This window comes from Acinetobacter baylyi DSM 14961 = CIP 107474 (genome assembly GCF_000368685.1).
GTDB classification, from domain to species: domain Bacteria; phylum Pseudomonadota; class Gammaproteobacteria; order Pseudomonadales; family Moraxellaceae; genus Acinetobacter; species Acinetobacter baylyi.
The window spans coordinates 60,782-79,475 of sequence record NZ_KB849627.1; the positions used below are offsets into that span (position 1 = coordinate 60,782).

15 protein-coding genes are annotated in these 18,694 nt (G+C 39.5%); 4 read left to right on the top strand and 11 right to left on the bottom strand.

The features are described 5' to 3' along the window. Nucleotides 1–108: 108 nt before the first annotated feature. Complete coding sequence (locus tag F952_RS07395; RefSeq protein WP_004925061.1) at nucleotides 109–993, top strand: LysR family transcriptional regulator; 885 nt, start codon at nucleotides 109–111, stop codon at nucleotides 991–993. 123 nt (nucleotides 994–1,116) lie between these two features. On the opposite strand, the gene F952_RS07400 is transcribed toward F952_RS07395, so the two are convergent. Next, nucleotides 1,117–2,220, bottom strand: a complete 1,104-nt coding sequence (locus tag F952_RS07400) for an ABC transporter substrate-binding protein (protein ID WP_004925064.1) — start codon at nucleotides 2,218–2,220, stop codon at nucleotides 1,117–1,119. A gap of 73 nt (nucleotides 2,221–2,293) precedes the next feature. Further along, on the bottom strand, nucleotides 2,294–3,247 hold the full coding sequence (locus tag F952_RS07405; protein ID WP_004925066.1) for a TauD/TfdA dioxygenase family protein: 954 nt from the start codon (nucleotides 3,245–3,247) through the stop codon (nucleotides 2,294–2,296). 221 nt (nucleotides 3,248–3,468) lie between these two features. Between F952_RS07405 and F952_RS07410 the strand changes: the two genes are divergently transcribed. The 3 genes from F952_RS07410 to F952_RS07420 all read left to right on the top strand — a co-directional run bounded on the left by F952_RS07410 (nucleotide 3,469) and on the right by F952_RS07420 (nucleotide 8,774). Then, entirely contained in the window at nucleotides 3,469–4,290 is an 822-nt protein-coding gene (locus F952_RS07410) for a Crp/Fnr family transcriptional regulator (protein WP_004925069.1), read from the top strand. Between the two features lie 117 nt (nucleotides 4,291–4,407). Beyond that, the gene (locus tag F952_RS07415; RefSeq protein WP_004925074.1) at nucleotides 4,408–6,072 is read left to right on the top strand and encodes an arylsulfatase; all 1,665 of its coding nucleotides are present in this window, start codon (nucleotides 4,408–4,410) and stop codon (nucleotides 6,070–6,072) included. 224 nt (nucleotides 6,073–6,296) lie between these two features. Next, complete coding sequence (locus F952_RS07420) at nucleotides 6,297–8,774, top strand: TonB-dependent receptor (protein WP_004925076.1); 2,478 nt, start codon at nucleotides 6,297–6,299, stop codon at nucleotides 8,772–8,774. A gap of 66 nt (nucleotides 8,775–8,840) precedes the next feature. Here the strand turns inward: F952_RS07420 and mgrA are convergent, their stop codons facing one another. The 9 genes from mgrA to F952_RS07465 all read right to left on the bottom strand — a co-directional run bounded on the left by mgrA (nucleotide 8,841) and on the right by F952_RS07465 (nucleotide 18,690). Continuing rightward, nucleotides 8,841–9,839 (bottom strand): L-glyceraldehyde 3-phosphate reductase, encoded by a 999-nt coding sequence (gene mgrA, locus F952_RS07425; protein WP_004925080.1) that lies wholly within the window; start codon nucleotides 9,837–9,839, stop codon nucleotides 8,841–8,843. A gap of 11 nt (nucleotides 9,840–9,850) precedes the next feature. Next, nucleotides 9,851–11,179, bottom strand: coding sequence for an LLM class flavin-dependent oxidoreductase (locus F952_RS07430; protein WP_004925083.1), 1,329 nt, complete (start codon nucleotides 11,177–11,179; stop codon nucleotides 9,851–9,853). Nucleotides 11,180–11,242: 63 nt separating this feature from the next. Continuing rightward, nucleotides 11,243–13,438: a TonB-dependent receptor gene (locus F952_RS07435; protein WP_100222840.1), complete on the bottom strand. Its 2,196-nt coding sequence runs from the start codon at nucleotides 13,436–13,438 to the stop codon at nucleotides 11,243–11,245. A gap of 128 nt (nucleotides 13,439–13,566) precedes the next feature. Then, a complete protein-coding gene (locus tag F952_RS07440; protein ID WP_004925088.1) occupies nucleotides 13,567–14,634 on the bottom strand; it encodes an ABC transporter substrate-binding protein in 1,068 nt (355 codons plus the stop codon). Between the two features lie 50 nt (nucleotides 14,635–14,684). Then, complete coding sequence (locus F952_RS07445; protein WP_004925090.1) at nucleotides 14,685–15,593, bottom strand: TauD/TfdA dioxygenase family protein; 909 nt, start codon at nucleotides 15,591–15,593, stop codon at nucleotides 14,685–14,687. A gap of 119 nt (nucleotides 15,594–15,712) precedes the next feature. Next, nucleotides 15,713–16,510, bottom strand: a complete 798-nt coding sequence (locus F952_RS07450) for a Crp/Fnr family transcriptional regulator (RefSeq protein WP_004925093.1) — start codon at nucleotides 16,508–16,510, stop codon at nucleotides 15,713–15,715. A 156-nt stretch (nucleotides 16,511–16,666) separates the two neighbouring features. Then, on the bottom strand, nucleotides 16,667–17,074 hold the full coding sequence (locus tag F952_RS07455; RefSeq protein ID WP_004925095.1) for an ExbD/TolR family protein: 408 nt from the start codon (nucleotides 17,072–17,074) through the stop codon (nucleotides 16,667–16,669). Next, nucleotides 17,074–17,808, bottom strand: a complete 735-nt coding sequence (locus F952_RS07460; RefSeq protein WP_004925098.1) for a MotA/TolQ/ExbB proton channel family protein — start codon at nucleotides 17,806–17,808, stop codon at nucleotides 17,074–17,076. Before F952_RS07460 ends, F952_RS07455 begins: the two co-directional genes overlap by 1 nt. Nucleotides 17,809–17,844: 36 nt before the next feature. After that, nucleotides 17,845–18,690, bottom strand: coding sequence for an energy transducer TonB (locus F952_RS07465; RefSeq protein WP_004925102.1), 846 nt, complete (start codon nucleotides 18,688–18,690; stop codon nucleotides 17,845–17,847). Nucleotides 18,691–18,694: the final 4 nt, after the last annotated feature.

Consider the following 18,694-nt stretch of genomic DNA (forward strand, 5'->3'; position numbering starts at 1 on the left):
ATATTTTCTTGAGTCTGCTTGTAAGTCAAATTAACAAAGAAAATATAGATGACCAATATAAATTCACGCACAATGATTGTGCAAATATGCACAGGGATGTCATAACGAATGAAAGTAGATTGGGACCATCTGCAATTCTTTTTGGTTTTAGCACGTGTTAAAACTTTAACCAATACAGCACGAATCATTGGAGTAGAACACAGTACTGTTTCTAGGCGAATACAGGCTTTAGAGCTCGCTTTGGGAAGTACATTATTCAAACGGGAATCAACCGGCTATGAGTTAACCCTAGAAGGTTTAGCACTTATACCGCATGTTGAACAGATGGAGCAGGCTTTTCTTCAAATTGAGAAATCTGGCTCTCCATTACAAGGACATGTGCGAATAGGCACACCAGAAGGATTTGGTACAGCTTTCTTGGCGCAATTATTAGCAGAATTATCTAAGCAATATCCTTTGCTCACAATTGATCTTATTCCTGTGCCCAAAATGATTAAATTGTCGCATCGCGAAGCCGATATCGTGATCTCAATTGATCGTCCTAAATCGGGCCCTTATATCATTACTCGGTTAACTGATTATTGTCTAAAAATTTATGGTAGCAAGAATTATTTGGAAAATACTCCAGACATTAAAAAGCTTGATGATCTAATGCATCATCGCTTTGTCAATTATATTGATGATTTAATCTATAGCCCTGAACTGTATTGTTTGGAACGTTTACCTTTACAGTTGAATGCAAACTTTAGAAGTAGCAGTATTTTGGCGCAGCAAATGGCGGTCAGCGCAGGTGCTGGATTGGCTATTTTACCTAAATTTTTAGCCGAAAATAGGTCAGAACTTCAACAAGTTTTAGAAAACGAAGTTCGGTTCATTCATACTTTTTGGATGTTAACTTTAGTTGATTTACAACATGAACCACGCATTAAATTAGTTTGGGATTTTCTAAGAACACAGGTTGATCAATACCAAGATTTATTGATGGATCGATGAATGGAATGCCATCTACACAGCAATGTTTGCAACTCTGGCTCAGCAACGTAAATATTTTTAATATTGACTCACGTTGCCAAGTAGCATCATCATAAATATACATTGTGTCTATCGAATCACTTCTTATTCTTTTGAAGGTTCCCAATAATTTTCGTAATTCAACTGTTGAATCCCTTGTTCGATAAACTCAGGATTTTGCCATTGTTTTACATCAACATTGCGTTTTATTAGCTTGGCATTCAATGCAGTTTGTACACCTTGTTGTAGATGTCCTAGATAATATTCATCCAAAAGTGGTGAGTATACTGTTTTTAAGGCTTTGTCTTGTAGACTCAATGTATAGAGTTCTGTCGGTAATCCTGCATTTTTAGTGACAAGTTGAATGGCATTGTCCCGATTTTCAGGTTGTGAAACCCAATGTGCTGATTGTAAAACCGTATTGACCAATGTTTGTGTGAGTTCTGGATGTTGTTGAATAAATTCACGACGCCCCACCAAACCTGACTGAATTGTTCCTGCTCCATCCTGTCGCTGCCCAGTACTCAGAGGAACCTCTACAATTTTCTGTTGTTTAAGTGCCAGAATTGACATCAATCCCCAGCTTGCATCAATTTGCTTCGCTGCAAGTGCTGCATTGGCCGCAGTAGGATCCAAATTAATAATGCGGAAATCTTTTTCAGTAAAGCCATATCGTTCGATAAATTGATCAAACGACAATTGCATAGCGGTTCCCTGAAAAATCGCAATGCGTTTGCCTCTTAACTGTTCGAGACTGGTATATCCTTTATTGGGTAAAACTCCCAAATAGGCATCTATATGACGTCCAGTTGCCATCAGTAAGGTGGTATCGACTTGATTCGATTTACCAATAATCGCAGCCAAGTCACCTAAGAAAGCAAAATCTAATTGCTTATTGGCCAAGGCTTCGTTAATTACAGGCCCTGCACCTTTAAAAAATTGCCATTCGATCTGAATATTTTTCTTTGCAAATTCTTTTTCAAGCAATTGATTTAAATATATATAGTCGATTAGTGGTGTGCCACTACTGTGTCTTTCACTACTGCTCAAATCAGGTACAGCAATTCTAATTTTTACAATATCTTCATTCTGATTTGTTGTTTTTGACGATGCTGATGAAGAGGGTTTGAAAATAAACAATAGTAAAGCGACTAGAATAAGTGCAGGAATAATCCAGATCAATCGGTTATGTTTTGATAGTGTAGCCATATCGTTTTTCTCAACAACATATACAACGTCACTGCTTAATGACAGTAACGTTTTGGATGCTTAAAATGGTTATTTAGTTAGCATTTAACACAGCGTGAAGCTTGGCTTTTTCGAGTTGTTCTGCTGATAAATCTTTGGGTAATGTGGTTTTGCCTTTTAAGCCATGTGCGCCAGTCGTTACTTCACCTGCGAGTGTAATTCGGCGTACAACCCGATGTTGATCGCCATAATCGTTAACCGCGTAGTGCTGGGTAGAGCGATTATCCCAAATAACAACATCACCTTCTTGCCATTGCCAGCGCACGGTATTTTCTGGACGCGTTACTTTTTCTTGTAAAATATTAAATAAAAGCTGTGAATCACTTTGACTGAATCCCACAAGTCGTTTAAAAAAATGCCCGAGTAATAGACTTTTCTTGCCAGTTTCTGGATGTACTATAACCACTGGATGCTCTGTCTCGTACTTGGTAGATACAAAAACTTTTTTCAGTCTTTCTAGTTGTTCTGGTTCGACATTTTGTTTTGGTCCACCATAATCATATTCATTTGAATGTACAGCTACCAACTGCTCAGCAAATTGCTTTAAAAGTTCAGGAAGATCTTCATAAGCAGTTTCAGTATTTGCCCAAGTGGTATCACCACCTGTTTCAGGAATGATAAGACCTCTTAAAATACTAATTTTAGGATAGGCATCCACAAAAGTGACATCAGTATGCCAAGAATTGGCGCGTGCACCTTTTTGTGAGTCCAGTTCAAAAATAAAATCTGTACCATCCGCTGCGGGTACTGTTGGATGTTTAACGGGTGAACCAAACAATTCTGCAAATTTCTCCTGTTCTGTATCCCCCAAATGTTGCTGGCCACGGAAGAACAGTACTTTATGCTCTAGTAGCGCATCGTGTATAAACTGAACTGTGGATGAATCAAGCTCAGAGCTCAAGTGAATGCCTGATATTTCAGCCCCGATACGTCCAGTCAATTTTCTAAGTTGAAGTTGCTGTGTTGGATTCTGAATAAATGTGGTCATAATTATTACCTGATATAAAAATATGACTAATTTTTATCAGAAACGGCGGTATATTCTGTTATTTCCGAGACAATCCATCACGTAAAAAATTATTTTGATATTTAAATAATGAATAACACACACATATGAAAATTAAATATGAGATTATATTTAATTTAAATTTGCATAAACTCCAACTCTGCTAGACTGATTAAACTGTTAATTTATATTTATGATTTTCTATGAAAACATCATCGATTATTGAATTTAAAAACCCCATTTCAAAATATCAACATGATGTTGATGATGGATTACACTCAGATTATAAAGTGATTAATAATGAATTTATTCATAAAAGTATTCGTATACTAGAGAATTATCAATTTATTCAATCTTTATCTCATGCAGATAAATCTACGCTTATTCAACATTTAAAAATAAGAAAGTATTACCATAATCAAACCGTATATAATCAAAATGATCCGTGCACTGATATCAATATTTTGCTTGAAGGCGCACTTAAACTGGGCTGGAGCACATCTCAAGGCAAATACCACACCGATATTTTTGTGCCCTCAGGTACATTGATCAATATTGTTCCGATTGTAACGGGACAACCCCTCCTTCACGATCACATTGCACAAGGTAGAACTGTCATTGCCAACCTTCCTGGGCAATTGTTTGTGGATGTCATCAGAAATAACGCAGATGCTTTGTTTATGGTGTTGAAATTAATTTGTGTAAGAACACAACTAAATCGTGAGCAAAATTTTATTTATTCAACTGAAACATTGCAAACTCGGCTTGCTAAAAAATTGGTTTTCCTAGTGGATTATCATTCTTATCAGGACAAAGATAAAATTTTACTGAATCTTAAATTGAGTCAGGAAAATCTGGCAGAACTTTTGCAGACATCAAGACAAAGCATTAATAAAGAACTCGCAGCGCTTTCGAATCAAAACATCATTGAGGTTAAATATAACCAGATCTTTATTTTGGACTTTGAAAAGTTAAGTAATATTGCACAGACTCATCAGTTCCACAGTACCACTAAATTCCTTTGATATATCTACTTTTGTCATAATGATATGATTTTATTAGGAGATAACTGTCGCAATAAAAACAGAATAAAAATTTGTCATATTTACACTAAGCGTTTTAGTCGCTTTGTTGGATAAAACATGACAGATGTAAATATCAAAAACCAACCTAATATTTTATTGATTGTGGCAGATGATTTAGGCTTTTCAGATTTAGGTGCTTTTGGCGGAGAAATCAATACACCTCATTTGAATCAATTAGCATTAAAGGGCTTAAGACTGACTAATTTTCATACGGCATCAACCTGCTCCCCCACTCGTGCGATGTTACTTTCAGGCACAGACCATCATTTAGCTGGTTTAGGGACCATGGCAGAGGCCCTGACCCCAGAACTCGAAGGTAAAGATGGCTACGAAGGTGTATTAAATAACAAGGTTGCCGCATTACCAGAGTTATTAAAAGATGCGGGTTACTACACCATAATGTCTGGAAAATGGCATTTGGGTCTAAAACCAGAATATTTTCCAATTCAAAAAGGATTTGAACGCTCTTTTGCACTATTACCTGGTGCAGCCAATCATTATCTATTTGAAGCGGATATTCCAGAAGACCAAATTCCACGCTTACTTAAGTCAACAAAAGGACTTTATGCAGAGGATGATGAGTTTTCGGAAGAACTGCCTCAAGGGTTTTATTCATCCGATTATTTTACCACTCGCCTTCTGGATTTTTTACAAGATGATGAGGCACGCCAAGGACGTCCTTTTTTTGCATATTTACCTTTCTCTGCACCGCACTGGCCCTTACAGGCACCTCAGGAAGATATCGAACGATATAAAGGACGTTATGCGGATGGCCCTGTTAAATTGCGTGAACAGCGCCTTGAGAAACTCAAGCAACTTCAATTGGTAGATGATGAAACCACGATTCACCCTGTCCTTGCGAGAACTCCATTCTGGGATAATCTAAGCCCGTCTGAACGAGAAAAATCATCACGAATTATGGAAGTCTATGCGGCCATGGTCGATCGTATGGATCAAAACGTTGGACGTGTAGTGGAATACCTCAAAGATCGAGGGGAATTAGACAATACCATTGTTATTTTTCTATCAGATAATGGTGCAGAAGGTGCTCAACTTGAGGCTCTACCCGTCTTTGGCGGCCAACTTAATGAAATTATCGAGCAATATTACGACAACAGTATTGATAATATTGGGCGAGCAAACTCATATGTTTGGTACGGAGAACATTGGGCACAAGCAGCTACTGCTCCTGCTCGCTTATATAAAGCACATACTAGCGAAGGTGGAATTAGAACAGTTTCTTTCATTCACTACGCAGGGTTTAAACGCCAAAATCAGATTAGTCACGAATTTTTGACAGTCATGGATTTATTACCCACCCTACTAGATTATTTAAATATTCAGCATCCAGGTCAGGCGTATAAAGGTCGTCAATTGGTACCGCTACGTGGTCGTTCTATCTTGCCTTATTTACAAGTACAACAAGACCATATTCACAGTGAAGATCATGTCACAGGCTGGGAATTATTTGGGCAAAAGGCTCTGCGCAAAGGAGAATGGAAAGCGCTGTTCATCCCTGCGCCAAATGGCCCAAATCGCTGGCAGCTATATAATCTTAAAGATGATCAAGGCGAAACTCAGGATTTGGCAAAAAAATATCCAGAAAAGCTCAATGAATTACTCGAAGAATGGGCAACTTATGTCAAAGAAAATGGTGTGATTGAAAATGTGCAGCAACGAAGATTATTACAAAATGATCAGCTAGAACCGTTCGAAGCATAAAAATAACCAAGAGATTCGTATTTAGATTGAACTCAGCCAGCACTCATGCTGGCTTTTAAATTTGCCGCCTAAACAATATTTTAAAAGCTCTATATTTAAAAAATTACTATTAAATATAAAGATAAGATCATCAAAATATAAACTTAAGTTTGTATTGATAATGACAGTGTTCAATTACATAAAAATTAAAATCATCACAAAGAAAACACAAATGGAGTCCATTAATGTCAGTTCAAAAGCACACCTTTCATTTCAAGAGAAAAAGATTAGTTTTAAATAAAATTACGCAAAGTCTGTTTATTTCACTTATAGGGTGTGCAGGATATTCATCTCTTGTTTATGCCGAATCCACTTCAGCTACTTCAGGTGCAGTAGTAAAGGAAGTGATTACGTCAAATTCACAATTAAACAATAAAGCAGATGATGTTATTCAGCTTGCAGATGTTATTGTCACTACTCGAAGACGTGAAGAAAAAGCACAAAATGTTCCAACACCAATTAGTATTTTAAGTGCAAAGACACTAGAGACACAGAAACTCAGTAAGCTTGAAGATCTACAACAAGCTCTCCCCAGCCTTAATGTCGCTTTCTTAAACCCACGTCAATCGAGTGTAGCCGTTCGGGGTTTGGGCAATAACCCAGCCAGTGATGGTTTGGAAGCTAGTGTTGGGGTCTATCTGGACAATGTTTACTTAGGTCGTCCCGGCATGGCTGTATTTGATTTATTAGATATTGCTCAACTCGAATTATTACGTGGGCCACAGGGGACATTATTTGGTAAAAATACCACGGCGGGCTTACTAAACATTAGCTCAAAACAGCCGACCTTCGACCCAGACCATTCTGCTGAAATTTCTTTTGGTTCACGCAATTATTTGCAGGCTAAAGGAACGTTTTCAGATGCTCTATCCGAAAATGTAGCAGGCCGACTCTCTTTTTATAAAACGACTCAGGATGGTTTTATTCATAATACTTATAATAACAATGATTATAACAATACAGACCGTGAAGGTGTGCGCGGTCAAATTCTCTGGAAGCCGCAAGAGAATTTTAATTTACGTTTAATTGCAGATTACAACAAGCAAGACGATAATCAAGGCGCAATGGTGTTGTATTACGCTGGGCCAACGTTTAACAGTACCGTATATGGAAATAACTACAATCGTTACTTAGAAAATGCCACACAGTCAGGTGCTAAAAATCTTTACACCAACTGGAAAGACAAACAGATTCATTCAGATGCCCCACAACATATGTCTGTCGAACAAGGTGGTGGATCGGCAGAAGCCAATTGGTCGCTAGATAGCGGTAAAAAAATTACGTCGATTAGTGCATACCGTTTTTGGAACTTCACTCCAACCAACAGTGATTTTATTAGTTCAAATGCATTGACGAATGCCGGTGTTTCGGTTCGAGATAAACAGTACTCTCAAGAGCTACGTCTAACCTCTGCTGGAAATCAAAAAGTGGATTGGGTAACGGGCTTATATTACTTTCAGCAACAGTTAGACAATACGACTTTCTCTTTATATGGAGATACGGCGGACGCATTCTATCTTTACAACGTTCCGAGCGTGAGAACCTTAATTGCAAATGGTCAATCAAATATTTTGAATAATCGAGACTCGTATTCATATGGAACAACTGAAACAAAAAGCTCAGCATTATTTGGTCAAAGTACATGGCATGCGACTCCGAAGCTAGACATCACCACAGGGGCACGAGTCACCTATGAAGATAAATCTGCCAGTATCTATAGAATCGACCCTATCGGGGGTACCTCAGTTTCAGGTTTAAGCGTGGCAGAGCGTAATTTACTCAATGCCCAGCTTGGTGCATACGACTCGGGTGAACTGAAGCAACATGGATTAAGTTACTCTGGCTTACTGACTGGCAGCTATCGGGTAAATCCGAGCACACTGGCCTATGCAACGTATTCACACGGCGAGAAATCAGGTGGCTTTAACCTGAGCATTGGTTCTGCACCAACAGCAGGTGCGAACTCATTAAAGGTTGATCCTGAAAAAGCAGATAACTATGAAATTGGATTAAAACAGAATTTTCTTAATAATACCTTGCAGCTCAATAGTAATATATTCTGGATTGATGTATCAGACTATCAAACCACAAGCTATGAACAAGTGGGCAGTTCTGTCGTGAGCGTATTGGCCAATGCGGGTAAAGTACGCAGCCGTGGAATTGAACTCGATGCAACCTATCAGCCTATTCGGCGCCTTACACTTAATTTTAATGGTTCTCTTAACGATACCACCTATACAGAATATAAAAATGCCCCTGCTCCATCCAATATCAGCATTCCAACAGGTGTTAATACACAAGATCTGTCTGGAGAGCGTGTATATGGCGTACCAAAATGGGTTGCAAACTTCAATTTCCGTTATGACTTAGCTGAGCATAATAACTGGCAGCCCTATGTTTCAGGAAGTTATGCTTGGCGAGATTGGTCATATGGCTCTTTAGATAATAATCCGTACAGTGTCATTAAAGCCTATGGATTAACAAATGCGAGTCTAGGTGCACGACATCGTATTGGTGAAAATGAACTAGATGTTGCGCTATGGGTAAAAAACCTCACCAACGAAACCTATGTGACCAATACATGGAATTCTTCTAATGGTATTGTTCTCGCGAGTTTAGGTCAGCCTCGTACTATTGGTGCCACCTTGAAACTTAGCTTTTAACATATAAAATGTATAATCATTGCAGCATGGGCTTCTTAAAAATCATGCTGCAAATTTTGTATGAAGTTATGGCGTATTTAGAATAGTATCGATCTGAGTCAACTCATCTGTACTAAACATTGTATTTTGCAATGCTTTTAAGTTTTCGATGATCTGCTCTGGTCGACTAGCACCGATAATTGTCGATGTAATCCGCTCATCACGTAAAACCCATGACAATGACAGTTGAGCCAATGTTTGGTCTCGACGCTTTGCTATTTCGTTTAACTGCTGTATTTGCTGTAGCTTCAATGCAACAAGGTGCTCTGACTGTAAATAGCGACTACCACGCCCGATACGTGAGTCCTCAGGTACACCATTCAGATATCGTCCAGCCAATAGACCTTGAGCCAGTGGTGAGAATGTAATTACACCAAAACCTTCTTGTTTAGCAGTCTCCGTTAACCCTTGCTCAATCTGACGTTCAAAAAAATTGTAAATCGGTTGATGCAAAGTAAGTGGAACGTGATAGGCCTGAAGCAATTCTATCAACTGTAAAGTTAACTCTGGTGTATATCCAGAAGAAATCCCCACATAAAGAGCTTTACCTTGTTGCACAATATCAGCAAGTGTCTTAGCTGTTTCTTCAAGCGGTGTTTCTGGGTCATAACGATGTGAGTAAAAAATATCGACATAATCAAGCCCCAGTCGCTGTAAGCTCTGATCAAGACTAGCCATCAGATATTTTCGGCTGCTACCACCTTGCCCATAAGGTCCAGGCCACATGTCCCAGCCAGCCTTTGTCGAAATAATGAGTTCGTCTCGATATGGCTTGAAATCAGTTTTTAAAAAGTGCCCAATATTTTTCTCTGCACTTCCAAAAAGTGTTCCATAATTATTGGCTAGATCGAAATGATTAATTCCATGATCAAATGCCGTGTAAAGTACAGATTTTTGTTGCTGAATTGGAGTGTCATCTCCAAAGTTATGCCAGCAACCGAGTGACAATGGTGGTAATACCAAACCGCTATTTTTAATTTTTCGGTATTGGAATGATTGATATCGTTCTGAATTTGCGAGATACATACTTTGTCCTTTTATTCGGTAGCAGCCAAGAGGCCAAGGTTTTGTCTTAATGTTTGACCTTCGTATTCTTTGCGGAATAAATTGCGCTGTTGAAGGATGGGAATCACCAGATCGACAAAGTCTCTAATTCCGTTTGATATGACAGCAGGCATAATGTTAAATCCATCTGCTGCACCACTAACGAACCACTCTTCAAGCTGGTCGGCGATATATTCTGGCGTTCCAACCAAACAAAAATGCCCCCGTCCCGATGCAATACGTTGATAGAGCTGTTTAATGGTTAGACCCTGCTCTTGTCCGAGTGCCTGAATTAATTGCTGGCGACTTTGCTGCCCCGTTTGGGTTTCAGATAAATCTAAGGAAGCTAAAGGCTGATTCACATCAACACCGCTTAGGTCAAAATTGCCCAACATTCTTCCTAAAAGCCCAAGGCCAATGTCATCATCAATGAGTTCATCTAAAAGCTGTTGCTGTTTCTTAGCCTCTTCATGCGTATGTGCCACAAGCACATACATACCTGGCATGACCACTAACTCATGTTCTTGGCGATCAAAGTCTTCAAGACGTTGCTTTACGTCACTATAAAATTGCTGTGCAGCGGCTAAGTTAGATTGCGCAGTAAAAATGACATCTGCGGTACGAGCTGCCAGATTTTTACCTCGTTCTGAGCTACCTGCCTGAACCACCACAGGGTGAGACTGTGGACTTGGACTAATATTGAGTGGACCTTTTACCTGAAAAATATCACCGTAATGATTGAGCATGTGTACCTTATCTGGATTAAAGAACATACCTCTGGCTTTATCATGAATAGCTGCATCTTCATCCCAACTATTCCAAAGTCCTTTTACCACATCGTGAAATTCTTCAGCACGTGCATAGCGGTCTTGATGTTTGACATGTTCCTTTGTACTGAAATTTTTCGCTTCAAGTGCAAAATCGGTGGTGACGAGGTTCCATCCTGCACGTCCAGCAGAAATCTGGTCTAAAGAAGCAAACTTTCTTGCGAGATGATATGGCTCATTATAGGTTGTCGTGGCTGTTCCAATGAGGCCAATATGACGGGTTTGTGTCGCGATTGCCGAAAGTAATGTGAGAGGTTCAATCTCGTTACCGCGAATTTTGCCTGATGTCGCAGTTGCTGGATCAACAGCTAAACTATCGGCAAAAAAAATGGCATCAAATTTCCCTTCTTCAGCTATTTTTGCTGCACTTAAGTAGCGCTCATAGGGACTCAAGTTTAATTGGCTCGCTGGATGTCTCCAACTGGCCAAATGATGGCCATAACCGTCTAAAAATAAATTAAGGTGAAGCTTTCTTGTAGACGAAGGATTACTCATTTTAATCAGTCCAATGGATGGGCGTACACCTCGAAAAAAAACGAGGCGTACTAGACATACTTTTTAGAAATTTTTACGGAATGAAATGCCAAAATAGCGTTCATCATCTCTAGAGACTTGACGAGTAATACGGCTACCATTTGTGCTCAGTAAGGTCGCATATGATTTATCCGTTATATTTCGTACATTCAATGCCAATCGCCAGTCAGAAGCAGTATCAGCTAAAGCAATGCTCGCATTCAAAAGTCCATATGCACCCTGAATGGTGTTTTGGTTTTGGTCGAGACTGAACTGTACTTTGCTTTGCCATGCATATTGGGTTGAAAGTTCAATTTGCTTGTTATTTGCTAGAGTAAAATAGCGATCAAGCTGGGTATTAAATTTCCAATCCGGAGAAAATGGCAATGGTTTACCATTTACATTTGGGCAAGACGTATCGGCAGCTGGACATTTGAAGTCATCAATTCGTGCATGTGTATAGGCACCTGAAAAGTTTAGTGCCCAATTGGGATTAATCTTATATACCGAATCAATTTCAGCGCCATAGGTAGAGACACTTCCTGCATTAACCAAGCGGGTTATCGGGAAACCATTTGGATCGAGGGTTCTAAAATTTGCCTGATAGTTATCATAATCCGTGTTAAATAACGCCACATTGACACGCAGACGATTATTTAACCATTGAGATTTGAGACCCAGTTCGTAAGAGTTAGCCGTTTCAGGATCAATGACCGGTGTATCATTTTGCTGCATATTAAAATAAACGTTATATGCAGGACCTTTATAACCTCTCGAATAGGTAAAATAACCCAATATATTCGGTGTAAAGTCATATTGAGGTCCAATGCGGCCTGAAACTCCAGTTTCACTGGTCGATCCATCACTGCTAAATGAAGAACGAATGGCATTTCGGACACCTATACTGCTTGGAACAGTTGAAACTCGACTGTGATCATAAGACAACTCATCTCGAGTAACACGTAAACCCGCAATCCATCTCAATCGATTTGTGAAATGAAAGGTACCTTCACCAAATGCAGCATAGTTGGTGCTGTCTGTGTTATAGATTGCCTTACCAAAATCTAAGACATAGGCGTTAGAGGCATTGTTGTACCAAGTTGACTCGCGTTGATAAGTCTCATCGTTTTTGTTTTTTGAAAAATATAGACCCGCGACATAATCAAAAAAACCATGATCGAGTGGTTTAATTCTAATTTCTTGAGAAAATTGCTTACTGTTAACATGACCTAAATCGGCAATTCCAGCAAAATTTGGTGTTGGAGCAGCAAGTTGATCACTGTCACCAATCTGTGTGTTTTTCCATTGGCGAAAGGCTGTAATGGATGATAATTGATGATTGGTTAATGTCCAGTCTGCGGTAAGTGCTACACCCTGATTGGTATCATCAGTCGAGGCTTGAGTATTTTCAACTGTACTTCGATTGGTTGGAGATGCCACAACAGGCGATAATGCTGCTGCATAGTTGGCATCGGTATTTTTAACCACAATGCCTGTCGGAGCACTTCCTTTTTTATGCAGATAATCGGCAGTAAAGCCTAAAACTAAACTATCGGTAGGCGTATATTCAAATTTGGTTCTAAATCCATAGTTTTTATAGCCATTAACATCTTGATTTGTTGTAAGGTTGTCTACATTGCCATCAAAATTACCTAATAGCGCCGAGACATTGGCAGTTAATTTTTCAGGAATTAATGTACCAGATGCTCCTAGTTTAATTCGTTGTTCACCATCGTTCGTGGCATAGGCATCAATATAACCAGAGGTTTCACTGGTTGGATTTTTGGTCACAATATTAACTACACCCGCCGATGCATTTTTACCAAAAAGTGTTCCTTGCGGACCACGAAGGACTTCAATACGTTCCACATCTAATAAATCAAGTGTTGCTTGCCCCGGTCGGCTGTACACAACACCATCGATCACTGTTGAGACTGAAGGTTCGACACCCGGTGAAGTGGTAACGGTTCCAATACCACGAACAAATAAAGAAGTATCTTTATTGGAAGCTCCCGCCCGAAAGTTAACACTCGGTACTTGTGTTACCAATGTTTCAAGTGAGTTTCGCTGTTGCTTATCGAGTTCCTTTCCACTAATGACTGAAACAGCAACAGGTACTTTTTGGAGTGATTCTTCACGGCGTGTTGCTGTCACAACTACGGTCTCTAATTGAGCCACATCCTCTGAAGAACGTGCGGTGCTTGAGACTGTTTCTGCATGAGCTTGTCCCCAAACTGACAAGATACTCAGCGAAAGCAGACTTAAATTTAAAAATTTTTGTTTAGTTGCTAACGTGAACGGATCACGCGCTACACTCTTCGAATGTATCGACATTATTTACCCCATAATTAAGTTTTAAAAGACGGCGCTTATTTCACTGATTTCAAATATTCGTACTGCTGAGTTGGCTTCCAGTAAGTCTTTAAATTTGATTGTTCAAGTGCTTGATTTACAAATAACGGATTAATCCAGCTTTTGACGTCAATATTTTTGCGTATCAACCCTTGTTGCGTAGCCAAAGTAATTTTTTGCTGCAATTGTTGGGTGTAATAGCCATCAAATAAAGGTGAATATAAAAACTTCAGATTTACACCATTGAGTTCTTGAGCATAGATAGATGCCGGATAACCCGATTGGGTAAAAAAGAGTGCGACTTGAGGTACTCGATTTTGCTCATTTGAGAGCCAGTTCAGCCCTTTTACAACCTGAGTCACCACCTGTTGTGTTTCATTAGGATGTTGTCGAATAAAAGATTGACGACCTAAGAACACACCTTGAGTAGATCCTGCACCATTTAACTGACGACTACTGATAGGCAAGTTAACGATGTGTTTGTCACGTAACGCAAAAAATCGAGAAGGTCCCCATGAAGCATCAATTTTTTTTGCGGCCAAAGCAGCGTTGACGGCGTTAAAGTCTAAATTGACCACTCGCACATCGCTAAGCTTTAAACCTTGGCTGTTCAATGCACTCACAAATGACAATTCATCTGCTGTCCCTCTTAACAAACCAACGCGTTTTCCTTTTAATTCAGCAAAGTTTTTTATCGGAAGATCAGATCTTACTGCTAGATAATTGGTGATGCCACGCGCCGTTGGAACAAGTAATTGGGTATCTAATCCATTGGCTTTACCAATGATTGGAGGTAAATCCCCTAAAAAGGCAAAGTCCAGTTGATTGTTGGCCAATGCTTCATTAATGGCTGGCCCAGCACCTTTAAAGAAGTGCCATTCCACTTTGACATTTTTTTTTGCAAGTTCTTGCTCAAGCCATTTTTTGTTGTAAAGCACATCAACAACTCCACCACCCGCGTGTTTTTGACCAGCAGTCAAATCGGGAGAACCAATTCGGATTGTTTTAAGGCTTTCAGCATAACTGGCATGTCCAAAAGCCAATAAGCTCAGCAAGATCAATTTTTTAAAAATTGATGGTTTCATTATATCTTCCATATTTTTATTGATAAATCAGCGTTGTATTGCTTAGAGGCTTAAGACGTAGAAGGCTTAATTTGCCTACTCGCTTTGCCATCGATATCAACAGGAACATCGCCTGCCAACGTAACGCGTCGCATGATACGCAAGGCATTACCATAATCATTGACGGCTAAATGCTGAGTGGCGCGGTTGTCCCAAATAGCGACATCTCCGTCCTTCCACGTCCAGCGAATCGTGTTTTCTGGTTTGGTAATACGATCTTGAAAAATTTCAAATAGCTTGTTGGACTCTTTAGCAGTCAGACCCACAAATCGTTTAAAAAATTGGCCTAAAATTAAGGTTCGCTTACCTGTTTCAGGATGTACTCTGACCAATGGGTGTTCCGCCTCATAGACCGTTGAAGCAAAGATTTTTTGATGACGTTTTACAACTTCATCACTTGCGGAAGGCCGAAAGCCACCATAATCAAAATCATTGGTGTGAATCGCACGGAGCTGATTAGCAAGGAGCTTTAGCGGCTCTGGCAATTCATCATAGGCTGCCTCTGTATTTGCCCATGTGGTATCGCCCCCTCGATGAGGTGTAGTTACCGCTCTTAGAATGCTAATTTTTGGATAATTTGATACAAAGGTAACATCGGTATGCCAAACGTCTGCACGACCGTCATGACGGGAATCAAGCTCAAATATATAAGTCGAACCCTCTGCCACTGGAACAGTAGGATGTGAAATAGGTTGCCCAAGCAATTCGGCAAACTTTTCCTGTTCTTGATCGGTTAAATGTTCCTGATTACGAAAAAAAATAACTTTATGTTCAAGCAATGATTGCCTAATTTGATTCAAGACCTCAGGGTTAAGGTGTGAAGATAATTCAACACCATTAATTTGCGCACCGATACGACCTGCTAAAGGGATCACATCGATTAACTCACTCACTGGTTTTTTTATTAATAAATCTGCCATATCATCGTTCTCGTCATTGATGATATGAGTTTAGAAATTACCCCCTTTAAATTCTGCAACAAAAATTACATAGCATTTCTGCATTTATGAAAAATTATTCATAATTCGTCATAATCTTTTTAGTGCAGTAAGGCCTTTAATTTGTCGATGTCTTTAACAGAGATATGATTGTATTTTGTTTCTATAATGCCTTCTTCAACAAACCACTGAATTTCCTTTCTGATACTTTGTCTCGATATTTTTAAAAGTTCAGCTAAATTTTCTTGTGAGAGTTTTAATAAAACCTCAATGCCTTTTTGAGTCTGAGTCGAAAAAAATTCGATTAAATAGATGAGCTGTCGCGCAATTTGTACCTTTAAAGGTTGCGTAGAGGTGTGATAGATATCATTGTCTAAAAGACGTGTTCTCTGGCATACCAGTTTTAAAACCTGATATAGCATGCGTGAATTGTGCTGTATGGTGTGCTTAAAGATATGCTCTGGAATAGTTGCAATCACAGTTGCTTCGTGTGCAACATATTCATGCTCTAAGGCAGATTCAGAAATAAGATAGACAATATTTAATAGTGCGCCTGTAGGAATAAAACGATGAATAAGATATTTCCCATCGTATGAATTCCAACCTAACTTGAGCACACCACTTAAAACAATGATGATTTCACGACAGTCTTGATTTCTCGAATATAGCACTTGCCCTTGATATAGATGCTTTATCTTAATTTCATTAAATAATTTCTGCTTTTCTTCAAGCGAACATGCGTCCATGAATTCACATTCTGACAGCATTTGTTCAGCCAGTTTTTTATATTCAAAGGTAATGTTGAAATCTTGATAACGATTGATATGAGTTTGATCTAATAAATCTAAAAAATGATCATAGTTATTTCTTCTTTTATCGTTATAAACAAGTGTTGTCATTCGCCATCTCACCATCAAATTGAAGCTCTAAAATAGACCATACAACCTAATCGTGAAATTCAAGTTTAATATAAATTTAGATTAAACAATTATATAAAAATCAAGATCTCAAATTTGGATCTTGATTTTCTTTCGTCTTGTTTATTTTGATAGAACTTAAGACTTAGGCGACGTAATGACTGATAGTTTATCAACGCCTACCCGTTCTATGCTGGCCAGTAACTTGGCAACCGTACCATAAGGAACCGTCTCATCTGCATTCAGGTTCAGAGCCAGTTTAGGATTGGCTGCCTTACGCGTTTGAATGGCCTGTTCGAAGTGTTCAAGAGTGACTTTATCTTTATCCAGATAAATTTCTCCTTTTGGATTAACACTAATGACTACTGCCTTGGTTTGATCTGTCACCTGTGTTGGTGCCGCTTTGGGTAAGTTTACCTTAACAGTATTGGTGAGTAAGGGCGCCGTGACGATAAATACAATCAACAGAACCAACATCACGTCTACTAAAGGGGTAATATTGATCTCGCTGACGACATCATCTTGTTCTGATGTTGAAATTGCCATTATGCATATACCTTTTCTTTATTGTGGGTATGGCTTAACTCGCTGGCTGGAGTGCTCGTATTTGTTGTTTTTGCCTTGACTGTCTTAAGCTGGAAACCTGATTTTTGGTTGAGGCTGACAAAATCGGTCGCAAAGTCATCTAGTTCGGCACCAATAGTTTTTACTTTACGCACGAAATAGTTATATGCAAGTACCGCTGGAACAGCCACTGCAATCCCGATGCCTGTTGCAACTAGCGCTTCACCAATCGGCCCTGCAACGACATCCATACTGGCATTACCCGAATGTGCAATGGCCTGTAAAGCATGGATAATCCCAAAGACTGTACCAAATAACCCAATGAAAGGTGCATTATTACCAATTGATGCGAGCAAAGCAGAACCTTTTTCTAACTGGCGACGTTCTGACAAAATTTGTTTGCGTAAATGACGCTCGAGTAAATCTTGACGACTCCAGCTATGTTGTAAATCTTGATGAGTATCATCGTCTGCATCGGCAAGTGTTTTAAAACCAGTATTTGCAATGCGTGCCACTGGTCCTTGCCCTGCTTCCGATTTTTGAATCGCATCTTGCAGATTTTTGGCACTCCAGAATTCTTCTGCAAAGGCCTTACTTTGGCGGTCAGCTTTTTGGGTTTGAACCAGTTTAATGACAATCAAACCCCACGTCACAACTGAAAAAGCAACCAATAACCAGATAGTCCCATCGTGGATCAGGGAGTTTATATCACTCATGTTAAAATTCCTTATAGATCAATATTAAGTTAAAAATTATTTCGGGAGCTGATAGTGAATAGGAACATCGACCCATCCTTCGACTGGTGTTTTCCCTTTTAAGGCGGGTGAGAATTTCCATTGTTTTACGGTTCTCACCGCTGCACTATCGAGTATTTTTTTGCCACTGCTCTGTTTGACTGTCACGTTATCAGGGCTGCCATTTGGCAAGACTCTTACCCTCAAGATGACTGAACCTTCCCAACCTCGATCAAGAGCCTGTTCAGGATATTCAGGCGCTGGATTACTCAAATAACCTGCATAACCCTTTGCTTCTGTAACAGGCAAGTTGTCATCAGCAGCTTTCGCAGGTGCTTCAGCGGGTTTTGAAACGGGTTGCTGAACAGGAGCAGCCACCACGTTTTTAGTTAAGGGTTCCGCTACAGGTCGTGGTTGCTCTACTGCCTTATGCTGTTCAACAGGTTTATTAGGCTGCTCAACGTGTTTCTGTACGGGTTTTGGTGTCTCTATTTGCTTTTGTACAGGCTCAGGCTTTGGGCTAACAGGCGGTATCTTTGGCTTTTGCACCACTGGAGGGATTTTAGGTTCAATCACCTTAGGTGGTTCAGGCGGTTTGACAATCTCTATCACCACAGGGTCAGGTGTTTTGACATCAAGCTGAGGTGTAGGAAGTTGTTTGGCGATATACCAGATTCCCAAATGTGCCGCAGCAACGGCGACAATCGCAATTGCTAAAGCATTCTTTTTTGGCCCAGCAGGCTCATTTCCAACATCTACGTTATGGCTAAAAGGATCATTAACCGTCGTTGTCTGGCTGACCTGATTGGATAATTGCTCAAATAAAAATGCTTTTCTAATCGAGCCTTGACTAAATTCACTCATCAAT

Coding starts and splice junctions, on each gene's coding strand:
- F952_RS07395 (WP_004925061.1), top strand. CDS start 109: ATGAAAGTAGATTGGGACCATCTGCAATTCTTTTTGGTTTTAGCACGT.
- F952_RS07400 (WP_004925064.1), bottom strand. CDS start 2,220: ATGGCTACACTATCAAAACATAACCGATTGATCTGGATTATTCCTGCA.
- F952_RS07405 (WP_004925066.1), bottom strand. CDS start 3,247: ATGACCACATTTATTCAGAATCCAACACAGCAACTTCAACTTAGAAAA.
- F952_RS07410 (WP_004925069.1), top strand. CDS start 3,469: ATGAAAACATCATCGATTATTGAATTTAAAAACCCCATTTCAAAATAT.
- F952_RS07415 (WP_004925074.1), top strand. CDS start 4,408: ATGACAGATGTAAATATCAAAAACCAACCTAATATTTTATTGATTGTG.
- F952_RS07420 (WP_004925076.1), top strand. CDS start 6,297: ATGTCAGTTCAAAAGCACACCTTTCATTTCAAGAGAAAAAGATTAGTT.
- mgrA (WP_004925080.1), bottom strand. CDS start 9,839: ATGTATCTCGCAAATTCAGAACGATATCAATCATTCCAATACCGAAAA.
- F952_RS07430 (WP_004925083.1), bottom strand. CDS start 11,179: ATGAGTAATCCTTCGTCTACAAGAAAGCTTCACCTTAATTTATTTTTA.
- F952_RS07440 (WP_004925088.1), bottom strand. CDS start 14,634: ATGAAACCATCAATTTTTAAAAAATTGATCTTGCTGAGCTTATTGGCT.
- F952_RS07445 (WP_004925090.1), bottom strand. CDS start 15,593: ATGGCAGATTTATTAATAAAAAAACCAGTGAGTGAGTTAATCGATGTG.
- F952_RS07450 (WP_004925093.1), bottom strand. CDS start 16,510: ATGACAACACTTGTTTATAACGATAAAAGAAGAAATAACTATGATCAT.
- F952_RS07455 (WP_004925095.1), bottom strand. CDS start 17,074: ATGGCAATTTCAACATCAGAACAAGATGATGTCGTCAGCGAGATCAAT.
- F952_RS07460 (WP_004925098.1), bottom strand. CDS start 17,808: ATGAGTGATATAAACTCCCTGATCCACGATGGGACTATCTGGTTATTG.
- F952_RS07465 (WP_004925102.1), bottom strand. CDS start 18,690: ATGAGTGAATTTAGTCAAGGCTCGATTAGAAAAGCATTTTTATTTGAG.